Genomic DNA, 26,866 nt, shown 5'->3' on the forward strand with positions numbered 1-26,866 from the left:
GGCCCGCGCCTGTTAGCATCGCAGGCCGCTTCACCCCTCCTCCCTCACTCATCAACGGTCCCCACTCCGTGTCTCTTTTTGCATCCGTCGAACTGGTGCCCGGCGACCCCATCCTGGGGCTGACCGAGGCTTACAACGCCGATCCCCGCACCCAGAAGGTCAATCTGGGCGTCGGCATCTATTACGACGAACAGGGGCGCATCCCCCTGCTCGACTGCGTCCGTCAGGTGGAACAGGCGCTGGCCGACGCCGCCAAGCCGCGCGGCTACCTGCCGATCGATGGCCTGGCCGCCTATGACGCCGCCACCCGCGAACTCGTGTTCGGCAAGGATTCGGCCCTCGTGGCCGCCGGCCGCGTCGCCACCACCCAGACCGTCGGCGGCAGCGGCGCGTTGCGCGTGGGCGCGGACCTGCTGAAGAAGCTGCTGCCGCACGCCACCATCGCGATCAGCAACCCGAGCTGGGAAAACCACCGCGCGGTGTTCGGCGCGGCCGGATTCGACATCGTCGACTACACCTACTTCGATGCCGCCACGCATGGCCTGGACTTCGCCGGCATGCTGGCCGACCTGGGCCAACTCAAGCCGGGCACCGTCGTGCTGCTGCACGCGTGCTGCCACAACCCCACCGGCGCCGACCTGACGGTCGAGCAGTGGACACAGGTCGCAGCGCTACTGAAGGACCGTGGCCTGTTCCCGTTCATTGACATGGCCTACCAGGGCTTCGACAAGGGCATCGTCGAGGACGGCGCCGCGGTGCGCATCCTCGCCGATGCCGGCACCGACAGCTTCATCGTCGCCAACTCGTACTCCAAGTCGTTCTCGCTGTACGGCGAGCGCGTCGGCGCGCTATCGGTGGTCGGCCCGGACGCCAACGCGACCAAGGCCGTCCAGTCGCAGGTGAAGCGCATCATCCGCACCATCTACTCCAGCCCGTCCACGCACGGTGCCGCGCTGGTGGCGGGCGTGCTGGCAAGCAGCGAACTTCGTGCGGTATGGGAAAGCGAGCTGGGCGGCATGCGCGAGCGCATTCATGCGCTGCGCGCGGCACTGGTGGACAAGCTGGCCACCCTCGGCGCGCCGGAGTTCGCCTTCATCCAGCGGCAGGCGGGCATGTTCTCGTACTCGGGCCTGAGCAAGGCGCAGGTGGACCGGTTGCGCGATGAGTTCGGCATCTATGCGGTAGGGACCGGCCGCATCTGCGTGGCGGCCCTGAACCAGCAGAACCTGGGCTACGTAGCGGAAGCGATCCGGACGGTCAGCCGCGACTGACCGCAACGCATCCTGCTGCAAACGAAGAAGGGAGGCCTCGGCCTCCCTTCTTTCTGTCCTGCGGCGGGTCAGGCCAACCGCAGGCCGGTGTCGGGGTCGAAGAAATGCAGCACGGCGCCTTCGACGGTGACGCGCAGCGCCTGGCCCGGTTCGGGCAGACGCTGCGGCGGCATGCGGGCGACCAGCGCGTGGCCCGCATACGTCAGGTTGACGAAGACTTCATTGCCCACCGGCTCGATCAGTTCCACCTGCGCCTCGAACGCGGCCTTGCCGATGCCGGCGGGCAGCAGATGCTCGGGGCGCACGCCCAGGGCCACGCGTCGTCCGCTCCACGGATTGGCCACCAGGGCATGGCCGAGCGGCAGTTGCGTACCGTCGTCGAGTGAAAGATGCAGTCCATCGGCCTGGTGCAGTGTGCCGTACAGCACGTTCATCGCCGGACTGCCGAGGAAACCGGCGACAAACAGATTGGCCGGCTTCTCATACAGCGCCATCGGCGTGTCGATCTGCTGGATCTCGCCGTCCTTCAGCACCACGATGCGCTGGCCCAGCGTCATGGCTTCCACCTGATCGTGGGTTACGTAGACCATGGTCGCGCCAAGCTGACGGTGCAGGCGGCCGATCTCGGTACGCACGGAGTGGCGCAGCTTGGCGTCCAGATTCGACAGCGGTTCGTCCAGCAGGAACACCGACGGTTCGCGCACCAGCGCACGTCCGAGCGCCACGCGCTGGCGCTGGCCGCCGGACATTTCGCGCGGCAGCTTGCCCAGCATGTGCGTCATGCCCAGGGTCTCGGCAGCGGCGTTGACGCGCCGATCGATCTCGGCACGCGGCGCCCCGCGCAGCTTCAATCCGAAGGCCAGGTTGTCGGCCACCGTCATGTGCGGGTACAGCGCATAACTCTGGAACACCATCGCGATATCGCGGTCTTTCGGCGCCACGTCGTTGACGCGCCGTTCGCCGATCAGCAGGTTGCCGTCGGAGATCTCCTCAAGGCCGGCGATCATCCGCAGCAGCGTGGACTTGCCGCAGCCGGACGGACCGACCAGCACCATGAGCTCGCCATCGGCGATCTCGAAACTGGCCCCGTGCACGGCCACCTGGCCGTTGTCGTACACCTTGCGCACGCGGTCGAGTTGGACACTGGCCATCATTGCTCCGGTCGGGCGACGCCCATGGGTTGTATTCGCTGCGACCGGGCTCTCCCGATGGCAGGCATGCCCTCGCGGGCGATGCGTTCGGCTTCCCTTTCCGCAGGCGGGGAAGTTCGGCTATTCTGCCATGTAACCGTTTTCACAACGCAAGCCGCCCCCTGCACGCTGGTGTACTTGGGCGGGTCGCACTGCCCACGCACGCCATGTCCGTCACGTCTCCCTGCGCCTCCGACCGCGCGTCTTCCTATTCCGGAATAGCGCATACGTATACGGATGCCGCATGGACGCGCACGCCGGCATCCCGTTGGCGCAGGTGCGCGCTATCATGCGCCGCCCACGCGACGTGGCCCTTCTCCGGCAGCACAGGATCGACCAGGCGAATGCAGCGGACCCGTTTTGGAAGCCACCCCGCATCGAACAGGATGTTTGCCGCATGAGCAACGCCGAGCGCGTCCTTCTCGCCGATATCGGCGGCACCAATGCGCGCTTCGCGCTTGCCGATGCGGCCGCCGCCGTTCCGCTGCTGGACGACAGCGTGCGCGAGTTCGTGGTCGCCGATTTCCCTTCGCTCGCCGAGGCCGCGCAGCACTACCTCGATGAAACCGGCGCCACGGCGCAGAACGGCGTCTTCGCCGTTGCCGGGCGCGTCGATGGCGACGAAGCCCGCATCACCAATCATCCGTGGGTGATCTCGGTGAACCGCACGCGCCAGGCATTGGGATTCCAGGGCCTGAAACTGGTCAACGACTTTGCCGCGCAGGCGATGGCGGTATCGCTGTTGACGCCTCGCGATGTGGTCGCCATCGGCGGCGCGCAGTGGGCGCCGGCGCCGCTGTCGGTACCGCGCACGTATGCGGTGATCGGCCCCGGCACGGGCCTGGGCGTGGCGGCGCTGGTGATTCGCGACGGACGCGCGTATCCGCTGGAGACCGAAGGCGGCCACGTGAGTTTTCCGCCCGGTACACCGGAAGAAATCCGCATCCTCGACATCCTGTCCGCGCAGTTCGGCCGCGTGTCGAACGAACGCCTGATCTGCGGCCCGGGCCTGGTGAATCTGTACCGCGCGCTCAGCGAGATCGCGGGTGAGGATCCCGGCGGCCCGCTGGAACCGAAGGACGTCACCGCGCGTGCCGCCGCTGGCGATCCGCGCTGCGTGCGCACATTGGATGTGTTCTGTGCGGTGTTCGGCGCCATTGCCGGCGACCTGGTGCTGACCACGGGCGCATGGGACGGCGTGTTCCTCACCGGCGGGCTGGTGCCGAAGCTGCTGACCTCGCTGCAGCATTCCGGCTTCCGCCAGCGTTTCGAGCACAAGGGACGCTTCTCGCCCGCGATGGGACGCGTGCCTACGCTCGCGAACATGCATCCGCGCCCGGGCCTGCTGGGTGCGGCGGCGTACGCAGTCGAACTGTTCGGCCCCAGGACACCCGCGCGCACCTGAGGTTTTGCGCAGATGCGCGCTGCAATGCAACACGCGCAATGCTCCGAAGCAGGGACTGGTCTGCCTTTGGTCGCTTTCGCACCTGCGCCAAAGACGGTAGAAAGCATCATGCCGTCGCCGTCGTTCCCCGCCCTTCCCCTCCACGCGCTGGAGATGCCGGAAGGCTGCGCCTCACGGCCTCATCTCGCCACGCCATGCAGAATGTCCGTGTCTGCAGCCTAGCCCTATGCCCATGAGCCTGCACCCCCGTATCCAGGAAGTCACCGAACGCATCCGCCAGCGCAGCGCCCCCCTGCGCCGTGCCTACCTCGACGGCATCGATGCCGCGCACCGCGACGGGCCGCAGCGTGCGCGCCTGAGCTGCGGCAACCTGGCGCATGCCTTCGCCGCCTGCGGGCCCACCGACAAGGGTCGGCTGCGCGCCGACGTGACGCCGAACCTCGGCATCATCAATGCCTACAACGACATGCTGTCGGCGCACCAGCCGTTCGAGCATTACCCCGAGATCATCCGCCAAGTCGCGCGCGATCTCGGCGCCACCGCGCAGGTCGCCGGTGGTGTGCCGGCGATGTGCGACGGCGTGACGCAAGGCCGTCCGGGCATGGAGCTGTCGCTGTTCTCGCGCGACGTGATCGCGCAGGCCACGGCGATCTCACTGAGCCACGACATGTTCGACGCCGCGCTCTACCTGGGCGTCTGCGACAAGATCGTGCCGGGCCTGCTGATGGGCGCGCTGGCGTTCGGCCACCTGCCGGCGGTGTTCGTGCCGGCCGGCCCAATGTCGCCCGGCATTCCGAACAAGGAAAAGGCCGCCGTCCGCGAACGCTATGCCGCCGGCGAAGCCTCGCGCGAAGAACTGCTGGAGGCGGAAGCCGCCAGCTACCACGCCGCGGGCACGTGCACGTTCTACGGCACCGCCAATTCCAACCAGGTGTTGCTGGAAGCGATGGGCCTGCAGTTGCCGGGCACCTCGTTCGTCAATCCCGACCAGCCGCTGCGTGACGTGCTGACGCGCGCGGCGGCGGAGCGCGCGCTGGCCATCACCGCGCTGGGTGACGACTACCGTCCGATCGGCCGCCTGATCGACGAGCGCGCCATCGTCAACGCAATGGCGGCCTTGATGGCGACCGGCGGCTCCACCAACCACACGATCCACTGGATCGCGGTGGCGCGTTCGGCCGGGATCGTGCTGACCTGGGACGACATGGACCTGATCGCGCAGACCGTGCCGTTGCTGGCCCGCGTCTACCCCAATGGCGAAGCCGATGTGAACCGCTTCGCGGCGGCCGGTGGCACGCAGTTCGTGTTCCGCGAACTGCTCGATGCCGGCCTGATGCATGACATCACCACCATCGTGCCCGGCGGCCTGCGCGCGTTCTGCGATGAGCCGCGCCTGCAGGACGGCAAGCTCGCCTACGCGCCGGGTGTCGCCCAGAGCGCGGACGAAGACGTCGTTCGTCCGGTCTCGCGCGCATTCGAGGAACAAGGTGGCTTGCGCCTGCTGCGCGGCAATTTAGGCCGTTCGCTGATCAAGACCTCGGCCGTGAAGCCGGAGTATCGCTTCATCGAGGCTCCGGCCGTCGTCGTCGACGATCCGCGCGCACTCAACAAACTGCATGCCGCCGGCGTGCTGCCGCAGGACTTCGTCGCCGTGGTCCGCTACCAGGGACCGCGCGCGAACGGTATGCCGGAACTGCATTCGCTGGCACCGCTGCTGGGCCTGCTGCAGAACCAGGGCCGGCGCGTGGCGCTGGTGACGGACGGCCGCCTGTCGGGTGCGTCGGGCAAGATTCCCGCCGCCATCCACCTGACACCGGAAGCCGCCCGCGGTGGTCCGCTGGCCAAGCTGCGCGAAGGCGACATCGTGCGTCTCGATGCGGAAGCAGGAACGCTGGAAGCCCTGGTCGATGCGGCGGAATGGGCGGCGCGCGAGATTGCGCCGAACACCTCGCCCGCCGCGCTGGACATGGGCCGCAACCTGTTCGCGGTCAGTCGCGACGTGGTCACGCCCGCAGATCGCGGCGCCATGTCGATTTCCTGCGGCCTGCCGTATCACGACGGCACGTGGGAATACGATGCCGAGTACGAACTGGGCGATGCCGCGCATGCCGCCGAGGCGCCGCATGAAGCCAAAGATGCGTGAGCCTTTTCCTACTCCCCTCGGGAGAAGGTGCCCGAAGGGCGGATGAGGGGCGAAGGCCGTCCCGGTGGTGAATCATCCGGACCTTCGTCGCCCCTCTCCCCAACCCCTCTCCCGACGGAAGAGGGACTCAACCCAACAAGTCGACACGCCATGACCATCGAAGCCCACCAGCAGAAAGCCGAATCCCTCCTCCGCGCCGCCGGCATCCTGCCGGTCGTCACCGTCCATACGCTGGATGAAGCGCGCAAGGTGTCCGAAGCATTGCTGAAAGGCGGCCTGCCCGCGATCGAACTGACGCTGCGCACGCCGGTGGCGATGGAAGCGCTGGCGATGCTGAAGCAGGAGCTGCCGGACATCGTGATCGGCGCGGGCACGGTGCTCACCATCGAACAGATGGAGCAGTCCATCGCGGCGGGCGCGGATTTCCTGGTGACACCCGGCACGCCGCCGCACATGGCGGAAGCGCTGGCCACCGCCGACATCCCGGTGGTGCCCGGTGCCGCCACGCCGACCGAACTGCTGTCGCTGATGGCGCGCGGCTTCCGTGTGTGCAAGCTGTTCCCCGCCACCGCCGTCGGCGGTCTGGCGATGCTGAAAGGTCTCGCCGGCCCGCTGTCGGAACTGAAGATCTGCCCCACCGGCGGCATCACCGAAGACACCGCGGCCGACTATCTGTCGCAGCCCAACGTGGTCTGCATCGGCGGCTCGTGGATGGTCCCGAAGGGATGGCTGGACAACGGCGAGTGGGACAAGGTCACCGAGAGTTCGGCCAAGGCCGCCGGTATCGTGCAGCGCGTTCGCGGCTGACAGCTCCGCTGTGTGTAGGAGCGACGTGAGTCGCGACCGCAAGAATAAGCGGCCCTGATATCGGAACGCAGCCCGCTTGCCAAGGCCAGGAAGGTGTCGTGCTTGCCCCCGGTGCTACGGGAGGCTTTTGCCTTACGGTCGCGACTCACGTCGCTCCTACAGTGGAGCATGGGGCTTGAGGTCCGCTGACAGGCCCTGCCGCCTCCATCCCAAGGCGAGCACGGCGTACCAGCCGACCATCAGTACGCCGAGCCACCATTCAAAGACGTTCTCCCACCGGTCCTTCGCTGCCGGGTCGGCGACGAGCAAACCGGCCGCGACATTCGCCACACCAAGCAACAGCATTGCCAGCGAGATCCACGACATCGCCGTGATCGTCCTTGACGAAAGTGCGCGCATCCGCGACGCGCGACGCATCAACGCCAGCTGCGCCAGATATCCGAATCCGAAGTAGACGACCACGCCGTAGCGCCGCAGGAAACGGTAGGTCTCGCCTTCAGTCCCAAGGAACGTGGCGTAGACCGCCAGTGCGATCGCGGACAGGAGACCCAACAGCACCATCGCCCGCCCGCCGTGCAACCAGCGCATCGACAGCCACCACACCAGCGCATGCAGTACCGCGCACGGAATCACCATCAAGCGGAACAGGTGATTGCCCAGTCCGTGCCGAGCCGCACGACTGATCGAGACGCAACCTTCCGTGTATGGCATGCAGGCAGGCACATGGCCGCCCTGGATCGAAAGCAGGTAGGCAGCATGCGCGGCGACCAGGAACAGCAGCGTGATCAGCAGGGGCAGTGGCCAGAGCGGGATGCGCGTGGAGTCGGCGAGCATGGCGGCGACGCGGCAGGACGGACGATACATCGCAATGTACTCCGCCCTGCGAGAGACGTGGAGCCGGGCTTACCCGGCTCAAGCATGCAGCAGGCGTCTCCACCACACCGTTGAAGCAGCGGAGCGGGCTCCGCTCTACGGTCAAGGTGTCTTGACCACCACGCGTGCAGGCAACGTGGTGATGCGCAGTTCGCCGTCCTTCCACTGCGCCGGCTTGCCGTTGATGCGCGTCTCGCCGGGTGCCTGCTTGTACGGCCACGGCAGCACCAGTCCACCGGTTGGCAGTTTCAATCCGGCCTTCGCGTCCAGCACGACCTCGCCACCACCGCTGCGCAGCGAATAGCCGAGCACGCCGCTGGGCGTACGCAGGCCCTCGATGGCGATGCCCTCGCCGTCCAGCCATGCGGCCGGGACACCTGCGGCCAGCACGAGGCTGTCGTCCAGCTCTCGCGTGTAGGCAAACATGTCCAACGCGGAACGCACGAAATCCGAAGCCACCCACGCATGCGGCAGGTCGCCGACGAAGAACGGCGTGCGCGGCGTGCGCGACACCACCTCCGCCCACTGGTTCCAGGGCTGCGGCGCACGGTCCTTGAAGAAGAAATCCAGCACCTCCCACGCCCGCTCCCGCCAACCCAGCCGGACGAAGGCCGCCACGTTGCGCCATTCGTACGGCGTGTAATCCTTCCATTCGCGCTTGCCGTCGCGACGCTGCACGAACTCGGTCCAGTAGCGTTCGAACGTGCCATGCAGCAGGTCGGCGGGCAGCTCGCCCTGCTCGCCGCCCGGCGCAAGCGCGATGGTGGTCGACGTGGGGTCGAAGTCGCCGATCTCGGCCGCACCCGGCAGGTAGTTGATGCGATGAAGCTGCGTAGCCGCGCGCAGCGACGCGTACAGATCATCGCGGAACTGGTCGCGCGATGCGGCCATGCGCTTGGACGCGGCGACTTCACCCAGCGCGTCGGCGACCTCGACCGCATCCTTGTAGCCGCGCAGTGCCCAGAAGTTGTCCCAGTACGAATGCATCGGCTTGGCCGAATAGCCTTCGTGGCTGATCGAGGCCGGCATCATGCCGTAGAACGCCGCATTGACGGCGCGATTGGCCTCGGTGCGCTCGCTCAGGCGCAGCTCTTCCATATAGGCGAACGCGCCCTGCACGTGCGGCCACATCTTCTTGAGGAATGCCTTGTCGCCGGTGTAACGGTAGTACTCGGCGATGTTGAAGATCAGCTCGCCGTGGCTGTCGTTCTCCGGGACGGGGTCGCTGCCGCGATCGTCGACGCAGCACGGCACCTTGCCGTTCTCGAACTGGTAGGGCGCGTAGTACTCGACGTATTCCTTGACCACCTCCGGGCGACCGAGACGAAGCAGTCCCTCGGAAATCATCGCGCCATCGCGGATCCAGCTGCGCGAGTACGAGCGTGTGCCTGGCTGCAGGCGCGGGCCGATGCGCGAGATCAGCATGTGCGCGAGCGCGGTACGCAGCGTGTCGGCCACCGGCTGGCCTTCTGCCGGTACCTGCAGCTTCATTTCGCCGAGTTTTTCTCGCCACACGGCCGCGGTGGCCTGCTGGTCGCGTGCCGCGTCGACGCGCGCAGGCAGCGCACCTTCCAGCGGCGCGGCCCAGTCGATGTCGCGGCTTTCGCCCGGCGCCAGGGTGAACCGGTACAGCACCGCGCCCGAGGCAAGGCCGGTTGCATCGCCCGTCACGTGAGCGCCGCTCTGTTCGTCCCCGGCATCGAGGACGTCCAGCCGCTCGCGGACCAACCCTTCATCGAACCGGGATGCCAGCACCGCGTCCGGCTGCGCGAACCGCACGCTGTCGCGCCCGTTGACGGTGGCCACGCCGTCACGCAACTCCAGCGCGTTGACCGGGCTGAAACCACCCGTCGTGTTGAGGAACTGGCTGGGTGGATTCACCTGCCATGGCTGCACAGCCAGCGCCAGCACGTACTCGCGCGACGCAACGCCCGTGTTGGTCAGGCGATGGCGGGCTACGACGCGCGAGTCGCCGGGCCTGCCCGCAGCGAAAGTCGTGGTGGAAAGCGCGAAGTCGGCGTGCGTCCATGTGACGGTCGGCATCGGCAGATAGCCGTCCTGCAGCGACTGCGTCGCCTGCAGGTCCGCCCAGCCGATCCAGCGCCCATCGACCTGCACGAACGGCTCGACGCTGATGCCGCCCTTGGCGATCTCGATGGCCCCATCCTCGCCGATCAACCCCTGCTCGCGTCCGCCATCGATCCCGACGATCGTCCAGTACGGCTGTTCGCCGCTGAAGCCACGCGGGAACCAGCCCTTCGGCGCTTCAGCCGCCATCGCCTTGATCAGATCGTTCGGATGCGCGGCGAATGCCAACGGCTTCACTTCCAGTGCCGACAGCGCGAACGAACGCCCGGGGCCATCACCGACGTTGACACGCACATAGCGCGCCTCCGACTCCGGCAGCGCCAGATAATCGTTGCCGCCGTTGCCACCCACCACGGTGCGCACGTCGCGCCAGCGAGCGCCATCGTCGGACAGCTGTACCAGGTAATCCGACGCGTGCTGACCGGCTTTCCAGCGCAGTACCAGTCCACCGAACTCGCGCACCCTGCCCAGGTCCAGCGTCAGCTGGGGATCCGTGTCTCCATGCAGGTCGGCCGACCAGGCCGTCTCCGGTTTGCCGTCGATGGCCATCATCGCCGGGCCTGCGGGAAACGCGACGGTAGCGCTTGCCTGGCCGGTCAACGGCGCGCCATCGTCCACCGGCAGCGGCTCGAACGTCAGCTGATCGAAGCAGACGGACCCTTTGCCGCCCGCGTTGTTGTAGACGGTGAACTCGAGCTTCTCGCTCCGGCGCAGTACGCGGTCCGGGTCCGGGCCCCACGCCTTGTCGATGTGGCGCTGCTTGTAGCGCACCGGCGTCCACACGGATGGATACTCGTACTTCGCCCGGTTGACCCACCAGACGTTGTCGCCGCTGGCGTCGACCACCTTGAACTGCAGATCGTTGCGCGGCGAATCACCGCGCAGCTGGAAACCGAACCGGTAATTGGCCGGATACGACAACGGCAGGTCGCGCTGGATGCCGGCATGGCCCGACACGCCATTGAAGTCATAGTCCAGGCACAACGCCCTGCCGTCCACCCCATCGACCGCGCGCAGCGCGCCACTGACCTGGTTGGAGGTCACCACGCGCCACGCCGAGGGATCGCTGAAGTCGTCGAGGATGCGGGCTTCGTCCTGCGCAGCGAACGCGGGCGCAGCCAACGCGAGAATCAGGCAGCCAACGAGCACGCGGCTGCGACGGCACTCGGTGCCGGGCGACAAAGCGAAGCCACTGTGTTCCCGCCTGCGCGGGAATGACGATTCAATGTTCATGGTGATTCAAGCTCCGCGACGATCCGGTTCCCGGGTCAACCCTTCACGCTGCCCAGCAACAAGCCCTGGATGTAGTAGCGCTGCAAAGCAAGGAACAGCAGCAGCACCGGCAGGATGGTGACGACCGAACCGGCCATCATCAATTCGTAGTCCATCACGTGCTCCCGCGACAGGCCCGCCAGGGCGACCGGCAAGGTCTGCAGGGCGTCGTCGCTCAACACGATCAACGGCCACATGAAATCGTTCCATGCGCCGAGGAAACTGAAGATGGCCAGCGTCACCAGGATGGGCTTCAATCCCGGCAACACGATCTGGAAGAAGATGCGGGCTTCACCGGCACCATCGATGCGTGCGGCTTCCAGCAGTTCGTCCGGGATCGAACGCGCGTACTGGCGCACCAGGAAGATGCCGAAGATCGCCGCCATGCCGGGCACGATGGCACCGGCATAGGTGTTCACCAGTCCCATCTGCTTGAGCAGCAGGAACAGCGGCATCATCGCCACCTGGGCCGGGATCACCAGCGCCGCCAGCAATGCACGGAACGTCCGGTCGCGGCCCCTGAAGCGCAGCTTGGCGAAGGCGTAGCCGGCCATGGTGTTGAACAGCAGCGACAGCAGCATGACGCTCGTGGAAACGATGAAGCTGTTCAACAGGTAGCGGCCCATGCCGGCGCGCACGAACAGCTCGCGGTAGTTGTCCAGCGTTGGCGCGGACGGCAGCAGCGGCGGTGGGAAATGGCCCGCCTCGCCGGTCTGCATGAAGGATACCGACAGCATCCACAGCAGCGGCCCCAGGCTGATGACCGCCAGGGCGACAAGCAACCCGTTGACGACGGCGGCGGCGACACGGGCGTTCATTGCACGCCCCGCTTGCGGGCGAACCAAAGCAGCCCGCTGGTCACGACGGTCATCAGGATGAAGAGCAGGAACGCAACGGCCGAGGCATTGCCGAGGTTCCACCATTTGAAGCCTTCTTCGTACATCAGGTACAGCACGCTCTTGGTGCTCTCCAGCGGCCCGCCCTGCGTCATCACGTAAGGCTCGGCGAACAGCTGGAAGTAACCCGCCATGGTCAGGATGCCGACCAGCAGCAGCACCGGCCCGAGTTGCGGCAGGGTGACGTGGCGGAACTGCGCCCATCGCGACGCGCCATCGATGCGGGCGGCTTCGTACAGGTCTTCCGGGATGCTCTGCAGGCCGGCGAGGAAGATGATCATGTTGTAGCCGAAGTTCTTCCAGACGGCGAACAGGATGATGGTCGGCATGGCCCACGCGGGGTCGCCCAGCCAGTCGATCGGATCGATGCCGATCCACGACAACCCCCAGTTCACCAGCCCGTACTTGGTGTGGAACAGGTAGCGCCAGATCACCGCGACTGCGACCACCGTGGTCACCACCGGCGCGAAGAACGCGGTGCGGAAAAAGCCCTTGAAGCGCCCGAGCTTCGAATGCAGCAACAGGGCTGCGCCCAGCGACAGGGCGACCGATAGCGGAACGCCGACCACTACGAAGTAGACGGTGTTGCCCAGCGACTTCCAGAACATCGGGTTCTGCAGCAGGCCGACGTAGTTGTCCAGGCCGACGAAGCGCAGGTTGTCGATGTCGGCCAGCGCGTAGATGTCGAAATCGGTCACGCTGAGCGCAAGCGCAGCCAGCACCGGCAGGCCGAAGAAGACCACGATGACCGTCAATGCGGGCGCGGCGAACAGCCACCCGGCGAGCGAGTGCGTGGATCTCACGGCGCCACCCCCGGTTTCACTGCGTGGTCCAGCATCCAGCGACGTTTTTCCAGGATGCGGTCGGCGCGGCGATCAAGTTCTTCCGCCGCCTGGTCCACGGTCATGCGGCCGTTCGCGACCTGTTCGCCGACCAGCCGCATCTCGGTGGCGATGCGCTCCCACTCCGGCACCTTGGGCGTGGAGACCGCACGCTCCAGCTGCTCGCGGAATGCCCTGGCGTAGGGATCCTTCGCAAGCGCCGGCGTCTGCCATGGCGAACGACGTGGCGGCAGGTCCCCGGTCAGCGCATGGAATTCGGCCTGCACCGATGGCGACGACAGCCACGCGATCAGCTCCCACGCCGCCGCCTTGTTCGGCGAATCCTTGAACACGACGAAGCTGGTGCCGTTGGCCAGCGATGCACCGGGGCCGTTCGGGCCGGGCAGCGGCATCGTCATCCAGTCGTCCTGCTGCGAGGCCGGCAGGCGCTCCTTGAACTTGGCGATGTTCCAGGGGCCGGAGATATAGAACGAATAGAAGCCCTTGCCGAACTCGTCCCAGACATTGGAGATCTGGTTGTTGGTGACGATCGGCGCCCAGCCTTGCTCGAACATCTCCTTGTAGAAGCCCAGCGATTGCCGGAACCCCGCACTGCGGAAATTGCCGTAGCGCCCACCGTCGCGCAGCAGCGGCTCGGGTTGCTGGATCGCAAGGCTGAGCAGCGGTTCGAATTCATTGAGGGGCAGCAGGATGGAATAGTTTCCCTGCCCTGCGACCTGCTTGACCTGCTGCATGGCGATGCGCCACTGGTCCCAGCTTGCGGGCAGGGTCTCCACGCCGGCCTTGGCCAACATGTCGCGGCGATAGAACGGCAGCCGCGTCTCGACATACCAGGGCACCGCATAAGCGCGACCGTCGATTACGCCCGTGTCCCAGACGCCTGGAAAGAAGTCTTCCCGGTCGAAACCGGATGTCGCGGCGATCTCGTCATCCAGTGGCTCGAGCGCCCCGAGCGCCGCGAACTCGGGAATCCAGGTGTTGCCGATGGGGCTGACGTCGGGAAGCGATTCACCTGCGAAGGCGGTCAACAGCTTCTCGTGTGCCGACAGCCACGGCACGATCTGCAGGTCGACATGGATGTCGGGGTGCTGGCGCTCGAATTCGGGCAGCAGTCTGGCGACGACCTCTCCTTCATATCCCATCACCCAGAACCGTACGACGGTGCGGTCGTCCTGCGTGCGCGCGCACCCCGCGATCGCCAACACGGACAGCAGGATCAGGAAAGAACAGCAGCGCACCAGGGCCCTCCTTCCACCGGAGAAGACCCTGATGCGTGCCGGAGAGACCCTTGCTGGCGCACGCAGATCCATGCGGTCAGCTTACTCTGGCTGCTGCGGACGCGCCGCCTCGGGCTGTGACGCCTGGTTGGCGCGCGACTCCGCAGTACCCAGTGCACGCGCTGCCGCCGCATCCAGGTCTGGTGGCGTCGTCGGTGCCGTTGGCGCGTTCGCAACCGCCTGTTCCGTCTTCGCATCCAGCCAACCACCTTCGAACCCCGCTTTCCGCAGACCGTCACGGATATAAGGATTCTTCTTCATCACGCTCCAGACGAAATCGTTGCGGTAGTTCGCGATCATCGCCAGGATCGGGCCCTGGTCGATGCCGATATAGTCGCTGGCCACCCAACCCTTGCCCGGGACGATGCGCCCCGTCTTCAGCGGTATGTCGTAGTCGAAGCTGGGGTTGAACGAATCCAGGAAACCGTAACTGGAGTAGAGGTAGTCGCCGTAGCGGCGGTGCATTTCCTCGGTGGCCGGAATGACGATCTCCGGTGCGAATGGCAGCGAGGCCACGGCTGCGGTCGGCGCGATGGTGCCGTCGTCGAAGTTCTCGCGGAAGCCGGCGCCGCGCGCGGAGTAGTGGCGGAACGGGCGTTGTTCGCCGCGATACTCCTGCGTGGTCTGCTGTGGGCCGTCGGAGGCGGTCAGGCCCCACACGTTCTCGCCGTAGTCCCTCCACTTCATCGGGTTTTCGATGGCATATGCGCGTTGCGCGTAGGTGGCACGACGGCTGTTCTCGAAATAGTCCATGCCGCGCTCGCGCATGTAGGCGTCCTGGATGCCGCGGAAGTCGATCCAGACGTGGCTGTACTGGTGGCCGAAGTGCGGTGCGAACGTCAGGTATTCCTGGCCCTGGAACACGCCCCACAGCTCGCTGTAGCTGCGCGTCCACACTTCCCACGCCTCGGGACCCACCGGATGCGTCGGCGAGGCCATCGCCAGCACATAGACCATCATGGCCTCGTTATAGCCCTTCCAGTCGTGCGGGATGACGCCGCTCTCGGGGAACCAGCCCATCGAGATCAACGGCTTGTTGTTCTGCAGGAAGGTCCAGTCCACGCGCTTGTAGATCGCGTCGGCAAGGGCGCGGATCTCCTTCTCGCGCGCGTCGTCGCGGTCGTAATACGACTGCGCGAACAGCACGCCCATCAGCAGCAGCGACGTGTCGACGCTGGACAGTTCCACCCAGGTGTCGAAGCGCTCGCCGGTGTTCATGTCGAGGAAGTGGTAGTAGAAGCCCTTGTGGCCACCCTTGCCGTTCTTTTGGGGACCTTGTGGCACGTCGCGTAGGAATTTCAGCGTGGTCAGCGTGCGGTCGACCGCCTGGGTGCGGCTGACCCAACCATTCTCGATGCCGATGGGGTACGCCGTCAGTGCGTAGCCGATCGATGCGATGCTGGCGAACGGCCGCGACGGGTAGCGGTCGGGCGTAAGTCCGTTCACTTCGTTGGTAGTGTCCCAGAAGAACTGGAACGTGCGGCGTTCGATGTCGCGGAAGAGCGGCGGCAATTCCGGCTTCGCGGGTGGCTCGGGCTTGGCAGCGAGCGCGGGGGTGGCAGGCTTGGCGACGGGCGCCGCGACCTGCTCGGGTGCCTTCTGGCAGCCCGCGATCAACAGAGTCAGCGCTACGCCGGTGAACCAGGACGAACGCGAGGCTTGGGTGATCTTTTTCAAAACATCGTTCCGTTGTAATCGTTTACAGGGCCGCATGAAACAAACCCGCCGGTCAGACGGCGCACGAGGCGCCGCCTGAGGGCGGGTCACTATTACCAGTCGAAGCCGAAAGACAGCTTGAACGTGCGCGTGGGCCAGTAGATGCCATTTCCACTGCGCCTGCCGAAGTTCGCGTTGGGGCCCGCGTTGGGATTGCCACGATCGTCGTTGTAATCGGTCCAGTTACGCCAGTTGAACGCATTCAACAGGTCCGCACGCACCTTGAAGCTGATGTCGCTTCCGGTGTTCCAGACCTTCTGCAGGGCGATGTCAAACTGCTTGTAGCCGAGCGTTTCGTCAATCTCATAGGGATCGAAGAAGCAGTTCCCCACGATGTTGACGTCCAGGCAATTGACGGCTTGGCGGGGAATCGGTGTAGCCAGCGTCAGCTTCGTCGATACGGTGATGTCCCAAGGCAGACCGAAGATGCCGGTCGTGACGAGGCGATGCTTGGCAACGCCGGTGGATGTATAGAACTCATTGCCGACATCGGGGTAGTCGAAGACGTACGTCTCACCCTCCGAAGAATTCGTGCGTAGTTCGGTCGCATCGCTGTACGTGTAGGCAATGGTCACGCCCCAGGGGGACGCTTCCGTGTAGGGCTTGTCCACCGACAGCAGCAGCGAGTTCAGCTTGGTCTCGATTCCGTTCTGCCCGAGGATCAAGCTGCCATACCCGGGGATAGCCTGGCCCCAAGGCTGCCTACCCCACGTGGCGTCTGGGAACGCTGGGTCGCGGAAGCTACCGTCTGCATAACGGTTGCCGAGGCGGAAGTAGATGCCTTCCTTCGAGCGGATGTGTGCGAGCGTGACCGAGGTGTTCCAGTCATGCCCCCACACGTTGACGATGTTGCGCATACCGAGACTGAACTGATCGGAATACGGCGTTACCAGATCGTTCTTGATCAAGTTGACTTCACCACCCGCCGTCGGATTGGCTGCCGCAAATGCCGCCAGTCCCTCAGGGGTCATCAGCGCAGGATCGAACGGGATACAGGTCGCGCTGGGGTCGCACGGGTGATTGGAATCCGGGAAATTGATCGTATACGTGGTAAACGCACCGCCGTAGAACTCACGCGCCATATAGTCGAACAGGTTGCGGTCATACGAACGCCCGGCACCACCAAAGATCACATGCCGCTGATCAGAAAACAGGTCGTATGAGAAGCCGAGACGCGGCGCGAAGTTGTTTTTGTCACTCTTGCGATTGCTTCCGCTGCTGATGTAGTCCTCGACTTCATAGTCTGTATTCTGGATGTTGCCCCAACCACGCAGCGCGGAAGCGATCGCGGGATCAAGCACGTAGTCCTTGTATGCACCCATGTCCTCGTAGTCCCAACGTAGGCCAAGGTTCAGCGTCAGCTTGTCACTCACCTCCCAGTCGTCCTGGATGTACAAGCCGAACTGCTGGTTATCGGATACGATGAATGGATCACGACCCACACGCGCCGTCGAGTACTCAATCCGGTAAGGCTGGTCGATATTCTCCACCACGTCGTAGATGTAGCGCGGGTTGGGTGGCGAATTCTGAAACGCGGTCAGCTCCACATCCTTGTACTTGACGCCCATCTTGAGCGTGTGGTTTTCCCAGCCATAGAACGTGAAGTCGTTCTGCAACCCCCAGCCCTTCTGACCCTTGTCCTGGAAGGTGGCACCGCCGCCGGTGTTTAGCAGGGTGATGTCGCCATCGTCGGCCACGTTGCGCGCCGTGTATCGAGTAATGGGCGCACTGATGACCGGGCGCGGGTTGTAAGCCGACTCCTCGAACGTAATATGCGCATCGTTCATCCAGCTCCCAGCGGAGTACAACGAACGCAGGTCGTAGCGCTTCTCGTCGTTGGTCAGCGCCGTTGCCGTACTGTTCGCGTTAACCCCGCCGACACCAAGGATTCCCACCTCCTCGCGCACGCGGGCCGAGAATTCAATCAGGTGCGCATCACTAGCCTGGAAGCTCAACTTTCCGAAGTAGACGTCCTGGTCGAACGGGCGACTGGTTGTGCCGTACTCGGCCAAGATGTTCGCTGGGATAGCTACGTGCGCCGTATTGTTGGGTCGTGCGATCAATTCGGGAACGATGAAATCCTTGGCCTCGTAAGTCACGAAGAAATGTAAGCGGTCACGAATGATCGGACCGCCAAAGGCGATGCCGTATTGCTCGGTCGTCTCGGGACTCTTCTGGCCTGCGGCTTCTTCGCCAGGCGTCGCCTTTCGCCAATCGTCGGTAAAGCGGTCCCAGATGAAGCTACCGGTGAAGTCGTTGGTGCCGGAGCGGGTCACTGCCGTCACCGCAGCCGAACTGATTTGATCGTATTCGGCCTTGTAGTTCGAGGTGATGACCTTGTACTCGCCGATCGCCAACTGAGGGAACGGGTTGCCTCGACTGTCGTCCTGACCGGTGATGCCGCCCGGCGTGACGTAGTTCTTCTGGCCGACGCCATCAATGAAGACGTTAATCTGACTCGATCCCTGCGCACCGCTTTTTAGCTGGGATTCGTTGCCATTGCCCGTGGTGACAAACTGCATGCCCGGCACGGTATCTGCGAACGCCAGGAAGTTGCGCGAATTCTGCGGCAGCGAATCGATCTGCTTCTGGCTGACGTACGTCGCCACTTCCGACGTCTTGGTCTCCACCAGTATCGGTGCAGTGACGCGGATGGTATCCAGCGTCGTCGCATCACCCGTGGGTGCCGACACTGGCGGGGCTTCCTGCAGGTTCAGCGTCGCAGTCTGGCCCACGGCCAGTGTCACGGCGCGACTGCTGGTCTGGCCACCCGCGTTCACTTCAATGCGATAGGTGCCAGGCGGCAGGCCACCGATGTTGTAACTGCCATTGGCAGCCTTCGATGTACGCGTCAGGCCCGTGTCCACGTTGGTGACCGTGACCGTTGCATCCTGGGCGACAACGCCACGCAGCGTGGCCGACGTGGACTGCGCCATCACGTGCGGCGCCGCCATGGCCAGGCAGCTGGCCAGGGCGCAGGACAACAACTTGCGATTGGGTTGGAACGTGGTGCGGTTGCGCTGTTTCATTGGCTCTCCCTCCAAAGATTGATGCATTGCATATCGGCATTGGTGCCGCTTGTAATCGATTACATCTCCGCTCAAAAAAAAGCGGCCGAACTTTGCCTATCTTTTCGCGTGGCGGCCCTCTCCCACACTCGAAGCCCTGACGATCAATTCGGGAGTCAACATCGCCGATGGCGCCACGCGCGCGCCATCCGAGTCGATGGCATCCAGCAGGCGGCTCATGGCCTGACCACCCAACTCGGCAATACTGACGCGCATCGTGGTCAAGGTCGGGTGAACGAAGCGCGCCAGCGGAATGTCGTCGAAACCCGCCAGCGCCACGTCCTGCGGCACGCGCACGCCGGCTTCGTTGAACGCATACAGGCAACCCAGCGCCATCATGTCGTTCGCCGCGAATACGGCCTGCGGCCTCTCGGCCATCTGCGCGATGCGCTTGCCGGCCTCGTAGCCCATGGACTCACTGAAATCACCCAGGAATTCCAACGGCGATGCATCCGGCACGAAACGCGCCAACGCATCGCGATATCCGCGCAGGCGTTCGCGCGCATCGAAGTTGCCATCCGGTCCGCCGATGAAAGCGATGCGGGCGTGGCCGGCCTGCGCCAGGTGTTCCACCATCGCCACGGCCGCGCCGTAGTTGTCGATGGTCAGCGTGGGATACGTCGCGTCCTGTACATCGCTGTTGATGAGAACGACCGGCAGCGATGACGGCAGGTTGTCCACCAGGAAACCCGGCTGGTCGGTATAGGGCGAAAGCACGAGCAGCCCGTCCACGCGGCCGCGCATCGCGCGCAAGGCCTCGCCCTGCTCTTCCGGGTGGCCGTGGTAGCTGGACACCAGCAGATGCTGGCGACGCGCGCGGGCGATCTGGTCGACGCCGCGAATCAGCTCGGAAAAGAACTCGCCATACAGGTCGGGCAACACCACGCCGATGGTCTGGGTGCGACGGCTGCTGAGGCTGCGCGCCGCGGCGTGGGGCTGGTAGCGCAGGCGATCGGCTGTTGCCAGAACCTGCTGGCGCACGGATTCGGCCACGTTCTCGTGCCCGTTCAAGGCACGCGACACGGTGGCCACGGATACCCGAGCCTCACGTGCGACATCCTTGATGGTGACCGAGGTTCGCGCCATTCCCCGCCCCTCCGCGGTGATGACTGCTGCAAGTGGCGCGGACTGTAACCGTTTTCACGGAAACGTGTAAAGCGCGCGTTAGTTACCGGCAAAAGCATTTTTCTTTCAATGACTTGTACGCACTGCGCCGCCCGCGAAACATATTGCGATGCAGCATCAAAGACGGCACATGTCAGCCTGCCTCAGGGCATCCCGACCGTGAACGTAGCTTGCTGCGTGTGGTCCGAACTGCCCCCCACGAAGACCGTGAACGTGCCCGGCTCCACCACCTGCTGCATGCGCGCGTCGTACATGGCCAGGTCGTCGAAGCCGAGCGTGAACGTCACGGTCTTCGATTCACCCGGCTGCAGCGACACGCGCTGGAACCCCCGCAGTTGCTTCACCGGGCGGGTGATGGTGGCGACGTCGTCGCGTACGTAGAGCTGCACCACTTCGTCACCTGCGCGCTTGCCGGTGTTGGTGACGCGCACGCTGACCTGCTGCTCCAGCGCGTCCGGCTTCAACGTCGCCGATGACACCACCGGCACGTCGTACCGGAACGTGGTGTAGCTGAGGCCGTAGCCGAAGGCGTAGAGCGGCGTCCACGGCACGTCGAGGTACTTGCTGGTGTATTTCTCTTCCGTGCGCGGCGGGCGGCCGGTGTTCTTGTGTGCGTAGTAGATCGGCACCTGGCCGACATTGTGGGGGAAGGTGATCGGCAATTTCGCGGAGGGATTCACGTCGCCGAACAGCACGTCGGCGATCGCGTGCCCGCCCTCGATGCCCGGGAACCAGGCCTCCAGGATCGCCGACACCTTGCCTTTCAACCCGCCGATCGACAGCGGCCGGCCGTTCAACAACACCACCACCACGGGTTTTCCGGTGGCCGCGACCGCAAGCGCGAGCTGCTCCTGCACGCCAGGCAGGTCCAGCGAGGTGCGGTTGTTCGCCTCCGCGCTCATGTCGGGGTGTTCACCGAGGAACATCACCACCGCGTCCGCCTGCTTCGCAGCGGCGACCGCATCGGCAAAACCGCGGGTGTCCTGGCTGTCGATGTCGGCACCCTTCGCCACGACGAGGCGCGTCTTGTCGCCGAGCGAGGCCTTCAAGCCTTCGAGCGGCGTGACCGCATCTTCCTCGCGCCCGGCCACCGCCCAGTTGCCCAGCATGGCGCGGCGATGGTCGGCCAGCGGCCCGATTACCGCCAGCGTGCGCACCGACTTGGAGAGCGGCAGCACCTGGTTGTCGTTCTCCAGCAGCACCAGCGACTTCTGCGCCATCCGGCGAGCGTCGGCACGGTGCTGCGGCGTCAGTGTCAGCGCGCGCTCACGGGCGCCATCGTCGGTGCAGGAGCGATAGGGATCATCGAACAGGCCCAGGCGGTACTTCGCGTTCAGCACGCGACGCACCGATGCATCCAGCTGCGCCATCGGGATGCGCCCCGCTTTAACCGCCGCGGGAAGATCCTTCACGTAGATCTGGCTGACCATGTCGACATCCACGCCCGCGCGCAGGCCGAGGAGGCCGGCCTGTTCGCGGTCGGCGGCCACGCCGTGCGGCATGAGTTCCATCACGCCGGTGTAGTCGCTGACCAGCAGACCGTCCCAGCCCCACTGCTTGCGCAGCAGGTCCTCGATCAGCGGCTGGTGCGCGTGCATCGGCACGCCGGCGATCTCGTTGAACGCGGCCATGATCGATTGCGCGCCGGCATCGACGGCGGCCTTGAACGGCGGCAGGTAGAGCTCGTGCAGCGTGCGCTCGGAGATGTCGGCGACGTTATAGTCGCGCCCTGCCTCCGCTGCACCGTAGGCGACGAAATGCTTCGCGGTGGCGAGCACCGCATCCGGCGCGCGCAGGTCTTCGCCCTGGAAGCCCCGCACCCGCGCTGCGGCCAGTACCGAGCCGAGGTACGGATCTTCGCCTGCGCCTTCCACGACACGCCCCCAGCGCGGATCGCGCGCAATGTCGACCATCGGCGCGTACGTCCAGTGGATGCCGTGCGCCGAGGCCTCGATCGCGGCGACGCGGGCGGCATGCTGCACTTCGGCCGGGTCGAAACTCGCCGATTCGCCCAGCGGCACCGGGAACACGGTGCGGTGTCCGTGGATGACGTCGTAGCCGAACAGCAGCGGGATGCCGAGCCGCGACTCTTCCACGGCAATCTTCTGCAGGCGGCAGGTCAGCACGGCGCCCTGAGTACCCAAGTACGAGCCGATCTCGCCACGGCGGATCTGGTCCTCGTTGCCGGCCATGGCCGCCGGGCCGGTGTTGTTGCCGACGCCGGGCGGCTGGTTCAGCTGACCCAGCTTTTCCTCCACCGTCATCTTCGCCAGCAGGGCGTCTACGAACGTCTTTTCGGCCGGCGTCGCGTAGACCGGCGGCCTCGCAGCGGCGGTCGCGGCCAGCAACGTAACCACCAGTCCGGCCAGCAGTGCGTGGCGGATTCGAGGATTGTGATGCTTCATGGCGCCCTCCCGGCATAGCGAAGGGCGCGAATGTAAACGTTTTCAGCGGCGACTGCATGCGGCAGCGCCGGAAAGGCCGGAGGTGCTCAGCGGGCCTCGTCGGGTGTACGTGCCTCGATGGCCAAGGCATGGATATCGGCCTGCATCATCTCGCCCAGGGCGGCGTAGACGGCACGATGGCGGACCAGCGGGGGCTTGCCGGCGAAGGCGGCGCTGGTGATGCGGACCGTGAAGTGCCCTCGCCCATCACGGGCCCCCTCATGGCCCGCATGCTTGTGGCTGTCGTCCAGAACATCCAGCGAGACCGGTTGCAGGGCGGACTCGAGGGCTGCCCGGATGCGCTCGATCCTGTTCACGGCAGGACCTTGCGGAAGGGCCGCACGTCCGTGCGCGCGTAGACGCCTGCGGTTGCGTAGGGATCGGCATCGGCCCAGGCGCGGGCGTCTTCCAGTGAGTCGAACTCGGCGATCACGATGCTGCCGCTGAAGCCGGCCGGACCCGGATCCTCGGCATCAATGGCCGGACACGGGCCGGCAAGCAGCAGGCGGCCCTCGTCGCGCAGCGCGGTCAGGCGGGCCAGGTGCGCAGGCCGCGAAGCCAGGCGCTTGGGGAGGGCGTCGGGGGCGTCATGCCCTTCAATGGCATACCACATGCTGTTCACTCCTGGGGCTGAGCCTGAATTGTACGTGCCCTCCTCTGGGCGGGTGCTGGACACGCTCCCGGCCAAGGCTTACCCTGTCGTTCATTGCACGGCCGGAAGCAGCGGCCCGTCCAGGGGAAGACCCGGCCACGCCGCCCTCCCCGATCCCCGGCACGGGGACCACCGGGACGTTCGATTCGCTGCCCATACCCGCCCGCGCCCGACGACCTCTCGCTGTCCACCGCCGCATCCTGCGGTGTGCTTTGCTGGTTGCTTCAAGGGAAGCGTTCGCCCTGCGACGCATGATGTTGGTTTGCGGAATGACGGCACCAAGCCGGCCCTGCCGCGTGCAGGATGGATCGGTGGTTAGCACGATGACTGTTTCTTGATGAGCCCAGAACTCGCGTCCGACGCGAACCCACAATCCCCGCCCACGCATCCGCAGCAGCAGGAAATGCCGCTGGCGATGGTGCATGGCCAGCCGGTGCTGCAGATCCCCCAGGACCTGTACATCCCGCCGGACGCCCTGGAAGTCATCCTAGATGCGTTCGAAGGTCCGTTGGACCTGCTGCTGTACCTGATCCGCCGACAGAACCTGGACATCCTGGACATCCCCGTCGCCGAGATCACCCGGCAGTACGTGGACTACATCAATGTGATGCAGGAACTGCGGTTCGAATTGGCCGCGGAATACCTGCTGATGGCGGCCATCCTGGCCGAGATCAAGTCACGCATGCTGCTGCCCCGGCCGGTGAGCGAGGATGGCGAGGAAGGCGATCCGCGCGCAGAACTGGTGCGCCGCCTGCAGGAGTACGAACGCTTCAAACAGGCGGCCGAGGATCTGGACGCCCTGCCCCGCCAGGACCGCGACACCACCCCGGTCAGCGCGGATGTTCCAGATCGGGCGGCGGTCAGGTTGCCTCCCCCGGTGGAACTGAAGGAAATGCTGCTGGCGCTGCACGACGTGCTGAAGCGCGCCGAGTTGTTCAGCGGCCACGCGATCAAGCGCGAGGCGCTCAGCGTGCGCCAGCGCATGGGCGATGTGCTGACGCGGCTGGAAGACGGCAAGTTCCACCGCTTCGAAAGCATGTTCACCCCCGAGGAAGGCAAGCTGGGCGTGCTGGTGACGTTCCTGGCCATGCTGGAACTGGCCAAGGAACAGCTGCTCGACATCGTGCAGGAAGCCCCACTTGCCGCGATCTACATCAAGTCGCTGGCGCTGAACAACACCAACGAACCGCTGCAGTTCTCCAGCGAATTCGACGACACCGACGCCGCCAACGACAGCCCGTGACGCGGCCGGGCCCTGCGCCCGCCGCACTTCAGAACGACAGGACCGCATGGATCAATCGCTCATCAACCGCATCGTGGAAGCCGCCCTGTTGGCGGCGACCCAGCCGCTGACGCTCGCGCAGTTGCACGGCCTGTTCCCCGAGGACGAGCCGGCGCCGGAAGGCAGTGTCGAGCAGGCGCTGCAGCAGCTCGCCGACGCCTGCGCCGACCGCGGCGTGGAACTGGTCGAAGTCGCGTCCGGCTACCGCTATCAAGTCAAGGCCGACGTGCATGCCTGGGTCGCCCGGCTGTGGACGGAACGCAAGACCAAGTACACCCGCGCCACGCTGGAAACCCTGGCGCTGATCGCCTACCGCCAGCCGATCACGCGTGGCGAGATCGAGCAGGTCCGCGGCGTGGCGGTGAGCAGCAACATCATCCAGGCCCTGGAAGAGCGCGAATGGATCCGCGTGGTGGGCCACCGCGATGTACCGGGCAAGCCGGCGCTGTTCGGCACCACCAAGGGCTTCCTCGACTACTTCGGCCTGAAGCGCCTGGACGAATTGCCGCCGCTGTCCGAACTCAAGGACATCGGCGAACTGGAACCGCAGCTGCCGCTGGACGGCGCTCCGTTGCCGGTCAGCATCGCCAGTGGCGATGCGGTGGATGGCGAAGAACAGGCCACGCCGTCGGACGGCGATGCCGGCGACAGGGACGACGGAACGGATTCCGATACGCAGGACCCCGCGGACGCGTCGCAGGACGAGGCCGCCAATGACGACACCCCCACGGAAGCCGGCCACGACGCCGCACACGCTTCCCACGATGAACCTCAACCCCAAGATGACGACGCCGCAGTTTCCGACGAGGAACACCAGGCACCGTCGGAGCAGAAACAATGAGCAACACCCCGAAAAAACCCTCCCTCGGCAAGCTGTCGCTGAAGCGCGGCGAAGGCGCCGACGCGCCTGAAACGAACCGACTGGAAGAGCGCCTGCACAAGGTGCTGGCGCAGGCCGGCCTGGGCTCGCGACGTGCGCTGGAACAGCGCATCGCCGACGGCCTGGTCAAGGTCAACGGCGAAGTCGCGCAGACCGGCATGTCGGTCAAGGGCGGCGACCGCATCGAGCTGGACGGCAAGACCTTCGTCGCCAGCGCACTGACTGAACCCTCCCGCGTGCTGATCTACAACAAGCCGGAAGGCGAAGTGACCACGCGCGAAGATCCCGAAGGCCGCCCGACGATCTTCGAAGCGCTGCCGGCCCTGAAGGGTGCGCGCTGGATCGCCATCGGCCGCCTGGACATCAACACCACCGGCTTGCTGCTGCTGACCACCGATGGCGAACTCGCCAACGCGATGATGCACCCGTCCTATGAAGTCGAACGCGAGTACGTGGTACGCGTCCGCGCGCCGGAAGGCCAGGACAGCGTGCCGGACAACATCGTCGACCGCCTGCGCCGCGGCGTGGCACTGGAAGACGGCCCGGCCAAGTTCGACAGCATCGAGCGCATCGGCGGCACCGATTCGCACGACTGGTTCAGCGTGGTGGTCAAGGAAGGCCGCAACCGCGAAGTGCGCCGCCTGTGGGAGTCGCAGGGCTGCCAGGTGAGCCGCCTGAAGCGCGTGCGCTACGGCAAGGTCAGCCTGCCGCAGCCGCTGCTGCGCGGCCAGTCGCAGGAACTGGCCGACGCGCAGGTGCTGGCGTTGCGCAAGGAACTGGGGCTTGAAGACGGCACGCCTGCGGCGCTGACGCTGCAGCCCGTGATCGGCCAGCGCAAGGCATCCAAGTCCACCGTACATGTGGGCGGGGGCCGCAGCGGCAGCGCGTACGTCAACGGCCACAACAGCGCCGACGAAGGCCGCGAACTGCGCCGCTTCGACCACGTGCGCGAAGACCGTGGCCGCGGTGGCCGCGGCAAAAAGCCGCATGGCGGCCTGACCGTCAGCGGCGAGCAGGCAGCCAAGCAGTCGCAGCGTCCGTTCAAGCAGCGCACGCCCAAGGGCCCGAAGCCGTTGCCGGATGGCAACCCGGCCGCGTTCCGCAGCTGGTACGTGCCCGACGGTGTGGATACCGGCCCGGCCGGACATCGCAACGCCGGCCCCGGTGGCCCGAAGAAGCCCTACGGCGGCAAGCCGGGCGGGCGTCCCGGAGCCGGTGCCGGTGCCGGTGGCAAGCCAGGCGGCGGCGCGGGCAGGCGCGGTCCGGGTGGTGGGCCGGGTGGCTTCGGTGGCGACCGCTTCGGCAGCGACCGTGCGGGTCCGGCGGGCGAACGTGGTCCGCGTGGCGCGCAAGGTGCGGGCAAGCCGCAACGCGCGGCGCGTCCCTACGGCCATCCCGCCAGCGCACCCAGCTTTCCGTCCGACCACGCCAACCCCGGCTTCAGTCCCTACGGCCAGCAGCCGCGCAGCCCGCGTCCGCAAGGTCGTCCTGGTGGAGGCGGCAATCGCCCGCAACACGCCGGTCCGCGACCGGGCGGGCGTCCGGCGGGGGGACGTGGTCCGGGTGGTCGCCCCGGCGGCGGCGGACAGCGCGGCCCCCGCGGCGGTGGCGGCCACGGTTGAAGCAACAAGGAGA

At 65.8% G+C, this 26,866-nt stretch carries 19 protein-coding genes; 7 read left to right on the forward strand and 12 right to left on the reverse strand.

The features are described from left to right. Positions 1-68: 68 nt before the first annotated feature. Positions 69-1,271 carry an amino acid aminotransferase gene (locus tag FB548_RS11880; RefSeq protein WP_142124988.1) on the forward strand — a complete coding sequence of 401 codons (1,203 nt, stop codon included), beginning with the start codon at positions 69-71 and terminating at the stop codon, positions 1,269-1,271. 68 nt (positions 1,272-1,339) lie between these two features. On the opposite strand, the gene ugpC is transcribed toward FB548_RS11880, so the two are convergent. Further along, complete coding sequence (ugpC, locus tag FB548_RS11885; RefSeq protein ID WP_142124989.1) at positions 1,340-2,422, reverse strand: sn-glycerol-3-phosphate ABC transporter ATP-binding protein UgpC; 1,083 nt, start codon at positions 2,420-2,422, stop codon at positions 1,340-1,342. 436 nt (positions 2,423-2,858) lie between these two features. Between ugpC and glk the strand changes: the two genes are divergently transcribed. The 3 genes from glk (at position 2,859) to FB548_RS11900 (ending at position 6,816) form a co-directional block, all read left to right on the forward strand. Beyond that, positions 2,859-3,866, forward strand: coding sequence for a glucokinase (glk, locus tag FB548_RS11890; RefSeq protein ID WP_142124990.1), 1,008 nt, complete (start codon positions 2,859-2,861; stop codon positions 3,864-3,866). Positions 3,867-4,098: 232 nt separating this feature from the next. Further along, positions 4,099-6,009, forward strand: a complete 1,911-nt coding sequence (gene edd, locus FB548_RS11895; RefSeq protein WP_142124991.1) for a phosphogluconate dehydratase — start codon at positions 4,099-4,101, stop codon at positions 6,007-6,009. 150 nt (positions 6,010-6,159) lie between these two features. Then, a complete protein-coding gene (locus FB548_RS11900) occupies positions 6,160-6,816 on the forward strand; it encodes a bifunctional 4-hydroxy-2-oxoglutarate aldolase/2-dehydro-3-deoxy-phosphogluconate aldolase (RefSeq protein WP_142124992.1) in 657 nt (218 codons plus the stop codon). 156 nt (positions 6,817-6,972) lie between these two features. Here the strand turns inward: FB548_RS11900 and FB548_RS11905 are convergent, their stop codons facing one another. The 11 genes from FB548_RS11905 to FB548_RS11955 form a co-directional block, all read right to left on the reverse strand. Continuing rightward, the gene (locus FB548_RS11905; RefSeq protein ID WP_142124993.1) at positions 6,973-7,680 is read right to left on the reverse strand and encodes a hypothetical protein; all 708 of its coding nucleotides are present in this window, start codon (positions 7,678-7,680) and stop codon (positions 6,973-6,975) included. Between the two features lie 111 nt (positions 7,681-7,791). Then, complete coding sequence (locus FB548_RS11910; RefSeq protein ID WP_142124994.1) at positions 7,792-11,010, reverse strand: discoidin domain-containing protein; 3,219 nt, start codon at positions 11,008-11,010, stop codon at positions 7,792-7,794. A 35-nt stretch (positions 11,011-11,045) separates the two neighbouring features. Further along, complete coding sequence (locus FB548_RS11915; RefSeq protein WP_142124995.1) at positions 11,046-11,867, reverse strand: carbohydrate ABC transporter permease; 822 nt, start codon at positions 11,865-11,867, stop codon at positions 11,046-11,048. Then, positions 11,864-12,748, reverse strand: a complete 885-nt coding sequence (locus FB548_RS11920) for a sugar ABC transporter permease (protein WP_142124996.1) — start codon at positions 12,746-12,748, stop codon at positions 11,864-11,866. Before FB548_RS11920 ends, FB548_RS11915 begins: the two co-directional genes overlap by 4 nt. Further along, positions 12,745-14,025 (reverse strand): sugar ABC transporter substrate-binding protein, encoded by a 1,281-nt coding sequence (locus FB548_RS11925; RefSeq protein WP_255470517.1) that lies wholly within the window; start codon positions 14,023-14,025, stop codon positions 12,745-12,747. Before FB548_RS11925 ends, FB548_RS11920 begins: the two co-directional genes overlap by 4 nt. A gap of 81 nt (positions 14,026-14,106) precedes the next feature. Then, entirely contained in the window at positions 14,107-15,732 is a 1,626-nt protein-coding gene (locus FB548_RS11930) for a glucoamylase family protein (RefSeq protein WP_255470534.1), read from the reverse strand. Positions 15,733-15,833: 101 nt separating this feature from the next. Beyond that, a complete protein-coding gene (locus FB548_RS11935) occupies positions 15,834-18,809 on the reverse strand; it encodes a TonB-dependent receptor (protein WP_142124999.1) in 2,976 nt (991 codons plus the stop codon). Between the two features lie 96 nt (positions 18,810-18,905). Then, on the reverse strand, positions 18,906-19,934 hold the full coding sequence (locus tag FB548_RS11940; protein ID WP_142125000.1) for a LacI family DNA-binding transcriptional regulator: 1,029 nt from the start codon (positions 19,932-19,934) through the stop codon (positions 18,906-18,908). Between the two features lie 182 nt (positions 19,935-20,116). Further along, positions 20,117-22,378 carry a glycoside hydrolase family 3 N-terminal domain-containing protein gene (locus tag FB548_RS11945; RefSeq protein ID WP_142125001.1) on the reverse strand — a complete coding sequence of 754 codons (2,262 nt, stop codon included), beginning with the start codon at positions 22,376-22,378 and terminating at the stop codon, positions 20,117-20,119. Positions 22,379-22,464: 86 nt separating this feature from the next. Then, positions 22,465-22,734, reverse strand: coding sequence for a BolA family protein (locus FB548_RS11950; protein ID WP_142125002.1), 270 nt, complete (start codon positions 22,732-22,734; stop codon positions 22,465-22,467). Beyond that, on the reverse strand, positions 22,731-23,030 hold the full coding sequence (locus FB548_RS11955) for a YciI family protein (RefSeq protein WP_142125003.1): 300 nt from the start codon (positions 23,028-23,030) through the stop codon (positions 22,731-22,733). Before FB548_RS11955 ends, FB548_RS11950 begins: the two co-directional genes overlap by 4 nt. Before the next feature lie 376 nt (positions 23,031-23,406). Here FB548_RS11955 and FB548_RS11960 point away from each other — a divergent pair, with 376 nt between their 5' ends. The 3 genes from FB548_RS11960 to FB548_RS11970 are packed head-to-tail and all read left to right on the forward strand — an operon-like array spanning position 23,407 to position 26,853. After that, positions 23,407-24,312, forward strand: coding sequence for a ScpA family protein (locus tag FB548_RS11960; RefSeq protein ID WP_142125004.1), 906 nt, complete (start codon positions 23,407-23,409; stop codon positions 24,310-24,312). A 46-nt stretch (positions 24,313-24,358) separates the two neighbouring features. After that, on the forward strand, positions 24,359-25,192 hold the full coding sequence (scpB, locus tag FB548_RS11965; RefSeq protein WP_255470518.1) for an SMC-Scp complex subunit ScpB: 834 nt from the start codon (positions 24,359-24,361) through the stop codon (positions 25,190-25,192). Next, the gene (locus FB548_RS11970; protein ID WP_142125005.1) at positions 25,189-26,853 is read left to right on the forward strand and encodes a pseudouridine synthase; all 1,665 of its coding nucleotides are present in this window, start codon (positions 25,189-25,191) and stop codon (positions 26,851-26,853) included. Before scpB ends, FB548_RS11970 begins: the two co-directional genes overlap by 4 nt. Positions 26,854-26,866 lie beyond the last annotated feature (13 nt).

Origin of the sequence: Pseudoxanthomonas sp. 3HH-4 (genome assembly GCF_006716465.1) — a bacterium.
GTDB lineage: Bacteria > Pseudomonadota > Gammaproteobacteria > Xanthomonadales > Xanthomonadaceae > Pseudoxanthomonas_A.

What these genes read in the sequence shown, in the direction of transcription:
- edd (WP_142124991.1), top strand. Translation starts at nt 4,099, where the DNA reads ATGAGCCTGCACCCCCGTATCCAGGAAGTCACCGAACGCATCCGCCAG.
- scpB (WP_255470518.1), top strand. Translation starts at nt 24,359, where the DNA reads ATGGATCAATCGCTCATCAACCGCATCGTGGAAGCCGCCCTGTTGGCG.
- FB548_RS11955 (WP_142125003.1), bottom strand. Translation starts at nt 23,030, where the DNA reads ATGTGGTATGCCATTGAAGGGCATGACGCCCCCGACGCCCTCCCCAAG.
- FB548_RS11900 (WP_142124992.1), top strand. Translation starts at nt 6,160, where the DNA reads ATGACCATCGAAGCCCACCAGCAGAAAGCCGAATCCCTCCTCCGCGCC.
- FB548_RS11960 (WP_142125004.1), top strand. Translation starts at nt 23,407, where the DNA reads ATGAGCCCAGAACTCGCGTCCGACGCGAACCCACAATCCCCGCCCACG.
- ugpC (WP_142124989.1), bottom strand. Translation starts at nt 2,422, where the DNA reads ATGGCCAGTGTCCAACTCGACCGCGTGCGCAAGGTGTACGACAACGGC.
- FB548_RS11915 (WP_142124995.1), bottom strand. Translation starts at nt 11,867, where the DNA reads ATGAACGCCCGTGTCGCCGCCGCCGTCGTCAACGGGTTGCTTGTCGCC.
- FB548_RS11910 (WP_142124994.1), bottom strand. Translation starts at nt 11,010, where the DNA reads ATGAACATTGAATCGTCATTCCCGCGCAGGCGGGAACACAGTGGCTTC.
- FB548_RS11940 (WP_142125000.1), bottom strand. Translation starts at nt 19,934, where the DNA reads ATGGCGCGAACCTCGGTCACCATCAAGGATGTCGCACGTGAGGCTCGG.
- FB548_RS11905 (WP_142124993.1), bottom strand. Translation starts at nt 7,680, where the DNA reads ATGTATCGTCCGTCCTGCCGCGTCGCCGCCATGCTCGCCGACTCCACG.
- FB548_RS11935 (WP_142124999.1), bottom strand. Translation starts at nt 18,809, where the DNA reads ATGAAACAGCGCAACCGCACCACGTTCCAACCCAATCGCAAGTTGTTG.
- glk (WP_142124990.1), top strand. Translation starts at nt 2,859, where the DNA reads ATGAGCAACGCCGAGCGCGTCCTTCTCGCCGATATCGGCGGCACCAAT.
- FB548_RS11945 (WP_142125001.1), bottom strand. Translation starts at nt 22,378, where the DNA reads ATGAAGCATCACAATCCTCGAATCCGCCACGCACTGCTGGCCGGACTG.
- FB548_RS11970 (WP_142125005.1), top strand. Translation starts at nt 25,189, where the DNA reads ATGAGCAACACCCCGAAAAAACCCTCCCTCGGCAAGCTGTCGCTGAAG.